Genomic DNA, 6769 nt, shown 5'->3' on the forward strand with positions numbered 1-6769 from the left:
ATTTATGGGTTTGCTGGTTGAACAGTTTTTAAAATCTGTTTGAGCTTGGTTACATCAATTTGTCCTGGTGCTGACGCCTCACCAATCATGCCAAAGCTATAGCTTCCGCCCATATTGGCTGTGGCAACACGAGAAATCGTACCTAATTGCCCCATCGACATCGTTAACAATGGTTTAGTGGTTTGCTGACTTACTTTTAAAGTTGCGTTCATTAAAGTGAAAACGTCTTGTTTAGATTTTGGCATTACTGCTATTTTGAGAATATCTGCGCCCATTTGATCTTGTTTTAACAAGCGCTTTTCAATTTCATCTTGGCTTGGTGTTTTTTGGAAGTCATGATTAGACATGACCACCAGCACTTTCTTTTGATGTGCTTTTTGAACAATTTCTGAAACTACTTTTTGATCACGGAACATTTCAACATCTAACCAGTCCATGAACGGATTTTTTAAATAAGCCTGATAAGTCTTACCATAATCAGCATCGCTAATTTCAAGCTGGCCCCCTTCGTTTTTGGTGCGAATAGTGGCAATCATTGGTTTATTGCCTAAAATCTTTTTCAATTCATGACCTAAGGCAATGACTTGTTTTGTATCACTCGCAAAACTGAGTAAGTCGATACGAAACTCTGCTAAATCAGCATCTGCCGTATTTGCAATGACTTGAGCATGTGCTAATGCTTGTTCTTTAGTTTTTGCAGTAATTGGAACAATCGTTTTAACAGCTGTAGCGGCAGGTTGTGTTTGAGTAGCTAAAGCAACAGGTTCAGCATTCACTTGTGCTGTAAAAAATGGGAGTGCAAGTAAACTTAGGCTTAATAATGTTTTCATGTTCATATCGTTCATCCTTAAAAAGGCTACACGCATCCTTGAATAATCAGGTGTAGCCTTAGGTGTTTCTTAAATATCAAAAAATACAGTTTCGTTATCGCCCTGAATACGAATATCAAAGCGATAAACAACTTCACCATTTTCTTCAGAACGTTTTGCAATAAGTGTTTGGCGACGCGGTGCCCATTCAATGCTATTTAGAATTGGATCGTTAGCATTTGCTTCAGCTTCATCTTCAAAATAAACACGTGTGTGAAGACCTAAGTTAATACCGCGAGCGAAAATCACTAATGCAATATGAGGTGCTTGAGTTGAACCTTTACGGCCTGCTGTAGCACCCGGCTTAATTGTATTAAAGCTCCAAACACCCGTTTCAAAGTCTGCACCTGTACGGCCCCAGCCCTGAAATGCAGGATCAGCTTTTTGCTCACGTGTATCTGCCTGACTCGGGTAAATACCGTTCGCATCGGCCTGCCAAATTTCGATCAGCACGTCGCGCAGCGGTAAACCTAATCCGTCAAATACTTGACCTTCAAGACGAATACGCTCGCCTTGGGTTTGGTCTTGTACTAACTGGTTATTAAAGTTGTTTTCGAAAACTTCAATATTCGCTTGTTGCGGTAACAAACCAATGTGAACGTAAGGACCACCCGTTTGAGATGGAGTTTCTTTTAATTCCTGAAAATTCCAGTTATTCATGCTCGTGCTCCCGATTAAGTCAATTCATTTTCGAAGTAAGTCGCTCGACGACCACGTAAAGTGATGTCAAAACGGTAACAACGGCTATCAGCTTCGATAAAGTTGTTTTTATCTTCTAGTGCAATCAATGCACGACGTTGATCTTCAGAAGGAATCGTTTTTAAGATCGGGCAAGTATCGATGAGCGTGTCGCCTTCAAAATAAAACTGTGAAATCAGACGCTGAGCCCAACCATCAGCAATTAAAGAAAAATGAATATGAGCTGGACGCCATTCATTAATACGGTTACGCCACGGGTACGGGCCCGGTTTAATGGTTCGGAAAATATAAAAACCGTTTTCGTCTGTTAATGTACGACCACAACCACCAAAGTTAGGGTCCATTGCACCAATAAACTTATCGTTTGGATGGCGGTAACGACCAGAAGCATTGGCTTGCCATACTTCTAAAAGTGCATTTTTTACAGGACGACCAAATTGATCACGAACATAACCATGAACGATGACACGCTCACCAATTGGCAAACCATCTTTGGCATAGTTCAAAATTAAGTCGTTATCTTTTGGACCAAACAAATTTGAAGAAAAATGCGGCGCAGTAACTTCAGTTAAAGTCTCGTTAATAGAGATCAATGCATTTTTTGGCGAACGTAATACACTTGTTTTATAACCTGGCGTATACGCTGGTGGATGATCATCTGTATTACGTTGGGCGTAAGCACCCCAGCTATGTTGTGACATCTTTATCTCCTTAATCCTGTTCTTTCGCTGCAACTGAGTTGACTTCTATTCCCAACTCTTTAAAGACTTCTTCGGCCATATGCATTGCAGCGTTTGCAGCAGGTAAACCTGCATAGAGTGAGCTATGTAAGATCAACTCTTTTAAATCGTCTTTGGTTACGCCATTGTTGAAGCAAGCACGTAAATGCATACGTAGTTCGTCTTCACGGCCAAGTGCCAATAAGATTGCGATAGTGACTAAACTACGGGTATGGCGTGATAAGCCCGGACGAGACCACACCTCACCCCATGCGTAACGGCTAATAAAATTTTGGAAATCTTGGTTAAAGTCATTTAGGTTTTGCAAAGACCGACCAACATGCTTTTCACCCAAAACTTCAGTCCGCACTTCAATGCCTTGTTTATAGCGTTGTTCATCATTCATTGTGATAGACCTCTATTAAGTTGCATCGGTATGCGCAACAAGTGATTTAACAAATACAGCAACAGCCGCAGCGGTCGCTGGAATTAGTAATAAACTGAGAATGGCGGTAAACGACCAATCATTGCCGAGTAGTACGGCACCAATCCAAGCACCAAAGACTGCACCGAAACGTCCAATACCTGTCATCCAAGACACACCCGTTGCACGGCACTGTGTTGGATAGAAACGAGCGCTTAACGCTGGCATTGAAGATTGCGCACCATTAATTGCGATACCCGCGCAAAGCACCAATACTGCAAGTAATGTTGAGTTTCCTAAGCTTTGACCAACAGCTATCGCAAATAGACCTGCGGCAAAGTAGAAAATGGCAATGACTCGGTTCGGATTAAATTTATCCATCGCCCAACCAATGAACAGCGCACTCACTACACCGCCGAACTGGAACAAACCGCCAATAAACGCAGCACGCTCCATGGAAGCACCTGTTTCACGCATAAGCGTTGGTAGCCAGCTTGTCAGCAAGTAAACAACCACTAAGCCCATGAAGTAGGTCAACCAAAGTAAAAGTGTTCCTTTCGCATATGGCTTAGAAAACATAATTCCAAAGACATTTTTCTTTTGAGCTGTTTCGGTTTTCTCTTCTGGCACGTGAAACGCAGTCGCATTTTGAATTTGAGCAGGCGCGATATGATTTAAGATTTTGCGTACTTTTTCAGGGTTCTTACCTTTCACAATTAAAAAGCGGTAAGACTCAGGTAACACCACAATCACTAAAACCATTAAAATTAAAGGTGACCAGCCGCCGAGCAAAAATAAACTGTGCCAGCCGTAGGTCGGGATAAGCCAACTACTAATAAAACCACCTGTAGCCATACCCAAGTTGTATCCACAAAACATACATGTCACGAGCAATGACCGAATGCGGGTTGGACAATACTCAGAAAATAATGTGGTGGCATTCGGCATAGCTGCACCAAGTCCAATACCTGTCAAAAAGCGTAAAACGACAAGGCTATCTAAATTGGTTGCATAAGCAGATGCCAAGGTAAATCCACCAAACACAAGCATCGAAAAAGCTAAAACGATTTTTCGACCAAAGCGGTCAGCTGTCGGTCCAGAAACCAAAGCTCCAATAATCATTCCACCAAGTGCAGCACTCATTACTGGTCCTAACTGAGAGCGATCAACACCCCAGTCCTGAGCCAATGCTGGAGCGATAAAACCCATCGCAGCAGTATCGATACCATCAGTAAAAATAATTAAGAAACAGATGATTGCGATCATCCATTGATATTTACTCAGTGGAGCATCATTAATCAGCGCTTGAGCATCGATACTTTTATTTGGTGCAGCGTAATCCTGAGACGCCATATTTGCCTCCTTAAGGCCAATTCCTTTTAAACTACTAAGCTATTAGATTTGCTGAATAAACCTAGTCAATTCCTGAGTAAATCTTTGCGGTTGCTCGATATTAGAAAGATGTGATGCTTCCAATTTAGCAAGTTGACTGTTCTTAATAGCATTCTGCATAAACTCAGCATCTGCTACTGTTGTCACTGGATCTTCTGTTCCTGCAATCAGTAATACCGGAATTTGGATTTGTGCAATTTCATCTCTTAAATCAGCATGTGCTAATGCACGACACGCATTGGCATAACCTTGTGCTGGTGTGTTTGCTAGACTTTGAATCGTTGTTTGTGCAACCACATTATGTTGATAGTCGAATTTTTCGCTAAACCAACGTGTATGCGTAGTTTTAACCAACTCAGCTAAACCATTTTGTTCTACCGACTCAGCTCGACTTAGCCAAGCCTCAGCCTGTCCAATTTTGGCTGCCGAGTTAGCGACAGTAATGCTTAGAAAGCGCTCTGTATGATGAATACCTAACCAAAGTCCTGTAATTCCGCCCATTGAAATGCCACAAAAATGAGATTTTTCAATATTTAAGGCATCTAAAATATCAACAACATCTTCCGCTAAATTTTGCAATGTAGTATCACTAATTACATCACTTTCACCATGACCACGTGTGTCATATGTAATGACATTAAAATGACTTTTTAGCTCATCTACTTGCGGCTGCCACATTCCATGATCTGTTCCCAATGAGTTAGATAACACAAGTGCTGGAGCATCTTTTAAACCTTCGGTATAGACAGCGAGCTGTTTTCCTTGGCGATTGCTAATAGTCTGTTTCACTTAATGTCTCCTCCTTGTGCTTCTTGTAAAACAGCATCAATTTGAGCTTGAATGTTGCCCAAATAGTTTTCTGCTTTAAATATTTCCAAAATTTCTGTTTGACTAAAATGTTCTTTTACTTCATCTAACTGACTAACAACTTCAGATAAATGCTGATTTTGTGCGACTGCTGTTTTACAAGCTGCTTCAACAACATGATGAGCATTTAAACGTCCAATTTTTGGAGCAAGTGCCATCATCACAGCTTCTGCCATAATCAATCCGTTGGTACATTCAAGGTTACGTTGTATATGCTCAGCATTAACTTCGAAACCTTGTAAAACTTCACCAGTACGACTTAATGCTCCAGCACAAAGTTGAAAAATTTCAGGAATTGCTAACCATTCTGCATGCCACGCACCTAGACTACGCTCATGTTCCTGTACCATGCTTTGATAGATACTAGACATCAGCGCTGGTACACGATTTGCTGCTGCAAGTACTGAAGCTGCTGCCACTGGATTACGTTTATGCGGCATAGTTGATGAACCACCACGACCCTTTGCAGTTGGTTCAAACAATTCTGCAATTTCGGTTTGCATCATAAGAGACCAATCACGTGCCATCTTGCCCGTATTCCCAACAATCATGCCAAGCACGCTTGCAATTTCTACAATACGGTCGCGCTCACCATGCCATGTGCTTGTCGGTGTGGTTAGATTCAGCTGCTGAGCAAATGCATTTACTACAAGCGAACCTTGATCTTGCAAAGAAGCTAATGAACCCACAGCACCACCTAACTGAGCAGTGAGTACACGTGATTTCATAGTTTGGATACGATCTAAGTCACGCTTAAATGCAGAAGCCCAACGAGCGAGTTTATGCCCTAGAGTGATTGGCAAAGCTTGCTGTAACCATGTACGTCCAATCATGACTTGATGACGATATTGCTTGGCTTGTTCTAACGCACTCGCATAGCATTGTTTAAGTTGAGCTTCCACAATGTTCAACGCATCACGGCATTGCAAAATACAAGCTGTGTCTAAAATATCCTGACTGGTTGCACCCCAATGCACATAACGCGAAGCATCTTCATCAACATCTTTAACAATTGCTGTAAGTTGTTTTACAAATGGAATTGCAATATTTCCAGCTAAGCCAGTTGCGACAGCCAAAGCGGAAAAATCAAACTTATCTAATGCCTGCTCAGCTACTTGGGCAATGGTATTAGCTGCATTTTGAGGAATCACGCCAACTTGTGCCTGAGCTTGCGCTAACGCAACTTCGACCTGAATCATATATGTGATTAAAGATGAGTCACTAAAGATGTCAGTGACGTCTTTTTGATAAAACAAGCTGGCATATAACTGGCTCATAATTAGACTCTCTCAATAATCAAAGCAATCCCTTGGCCTACACCAATACACATTGAACATAAGGCATAACGACCACCTGTTTGCTCAAGCTGGTTTAAGGCTGTGGTCACGAGGCGTGCACCTGATGCACCAAGTGGATGACCTAAAGCAATTGCTCCACCGTTTGGATTTACTTTATTGCTATCGTCTGGCAAACCTAAATCACGGGTCACTGCCAAAGCCTGTGCAGCAAAGGCTTCATTCAGTTCAATTACATCCATCTGCTCTAAAGTCAGGTTGGCTTGTTTAAGTAGTTTTTTAATGGCTGGTGCCGGAGCAAAACCCATAATGCGGGGTTCTACACCCACCGCTGTTGAAGCAATGATCTTGGCACGTGGTTTGAGGTTATAAGCTTGAACAGCTTCATCAGAAGCAATCAGCAGAGCTGCTGCACCATCGTTAATGCCTGAAGCATTTCCCGCAGTGACGGTGCCGTCTGCTTTCACAACAGGTTTAAGTTTGCTTAAAGCTTCAAGCGTAGTT

7 protein-coding genes and 1 pseudogene are annotated in these 6769 nt (G+C 42.0%); all 8 read right to left on the minus strand.

Features of this window, described 5'->3' with window-relative positions:
• Positions 1 to 2: 2 nt before the first annotated feature.
• On the minus strand, positions 3 to 830 hold the full coding sequence (gene aroD / locus KTI78_RS16420) for a type I 3-dehydroquinate dehydratase (RefSeq protein ID WP_262446769.1): 828 nt from the start codon (positions 828 to 830) through the stop codon (positions 3 to 5).
• A gap of 69 nt (positions 831 to 899) precedes the next feature.
• Positions 900 to 1529, minus strand: a complete 630-nt coding sequence (gene pcaG, locus KTI78_RS16425; RefSeq protein WP_262446762.1) for a protocatechuate 3,4-dioxygenase subunit alpha — start codon at positions 1527 to 1529, stop codon at positions 900 to 902.
• Between the two features lie 14 nt (positions 1530 to 1543).
• Positions 1544 to 2269, minus strand: a complete 726-nt coding sequence (gene pcaH / locus KTI78_RS16430) for a protocatechuate 3,4-dioxygenase subunit beta (protein ID WP_000077913.1) — start codon at positions 2267 to 2269, stop codon at positions 1544 to 1546.
• Between the two features lie 10 nt (positions 2270 to 2279).
• On the minus strand, positions 2280 to 2693 hold the full coding sequence (gene pcaC, locus KTI78_RS16435) for a 4-carboxymuconolactone decarboxylase (protein ID WP_262446763.1): 414 nt from the start codon (positions 2691 to 2693) through the stop codon (positions 2280 to 2282).
• A 15-nt stretch (positions 2694 to 2708) separates the two neighbouring features.
• Positions 2709 to 4064, minus strand: a complete 1356-nt coding sequence (locus KTI78_RS16440; protein WP_016140813.1) for an MFS transporter — start codon at positions 4062 to 4064, stop codon at positions 2709 to 2711.
• Positions 4065 to 4106: 42 nt separating this feature from the next.
• Entirely contained in the window at positions 4107 to 4892 is a 786-nt protein-coding gene (gene pcaD, locus KTI78_RS16445; protein ID WP_262446764.1) for a 3-oxoadipate enol-lactonase, read from the minus strand.
• On the minus strand, positions 4889 to 6247 hold the full coding sequence (gene pcaB / locus KTI78_RS16450; RefSeq protein WP_262446765.1) for a 3-carboxy-cis,cis-muconate cycloisomerase: 1359 nt from the start codon (positions 6245 to 6247) through the stop codon (positions 4889 to 4891). Before pcaB ends, pcaD begins: the two co-directional genes overlap by 4 nt.
• A gap of 2 nt (positions 6248 to 6249) precedes the next feature.
• A pseudogene (locus KTI78_RS16455) lies at positions 6250 to 6769 on the minus strand (acetyl-CoA C-acyltransferase); the annotation flags it as partial.

It is taken from the genome of Acinetobacter sp. WU_MDCI_Abxe161, assembly GCF_025514355.1.
Taxonomy (GTDB): Bacteria; Pseudomonadota; Gammaproteobacteria; order Pseudomonadales; family Moraxellaceae; genus Acinetobacter; species Acinetobacter pittii_E.

Excerpts from the sequence above, each read along its gene's own strand:
- aroD (WP_262446769.1), bottom strand. The coding sequence starts at position 830 with ATGAAAACATTATTAAGCCTAAGTTTACTTGCACTCCCATTTTTTACA.
- pcaG (WP_262446762.1), bottom strand. The coding sequence starts at position 1,529 with ATGAATAACTGGAATTTTCAGGAATTAAAAGAAACTCCATCTCAAACG.
- pcaH (WP_000077913.1), bottom strand. The coding sequence starts at position 2,269 with ATGTCACAACATAGCTGGGGTGCTTACGCCCAACGTAATACAGATGAT.
- KTI78_RS16440 (WP_016140813.1), bottom strand. The coding sequence starts at position 4,064 with ATGGCGTCTCAGGATTACGCTGCACCAAATAAAAGTATCGATGCTCAA.
- pcaB (WP_262446765.1), bottom strand. The coding sequence starts at position 6,247 with ATGAGCCAGTTATATGCCAGCTTGTTTTATCAAAAAGACGTCACTGAC.
- pcaC (WP_262446763.1), bottom strand. The coding sequence starts at position 2,693 with ATGAATGATGAACAACGCTATAAACAAGGCATTGAAGTGCGGACTGAA.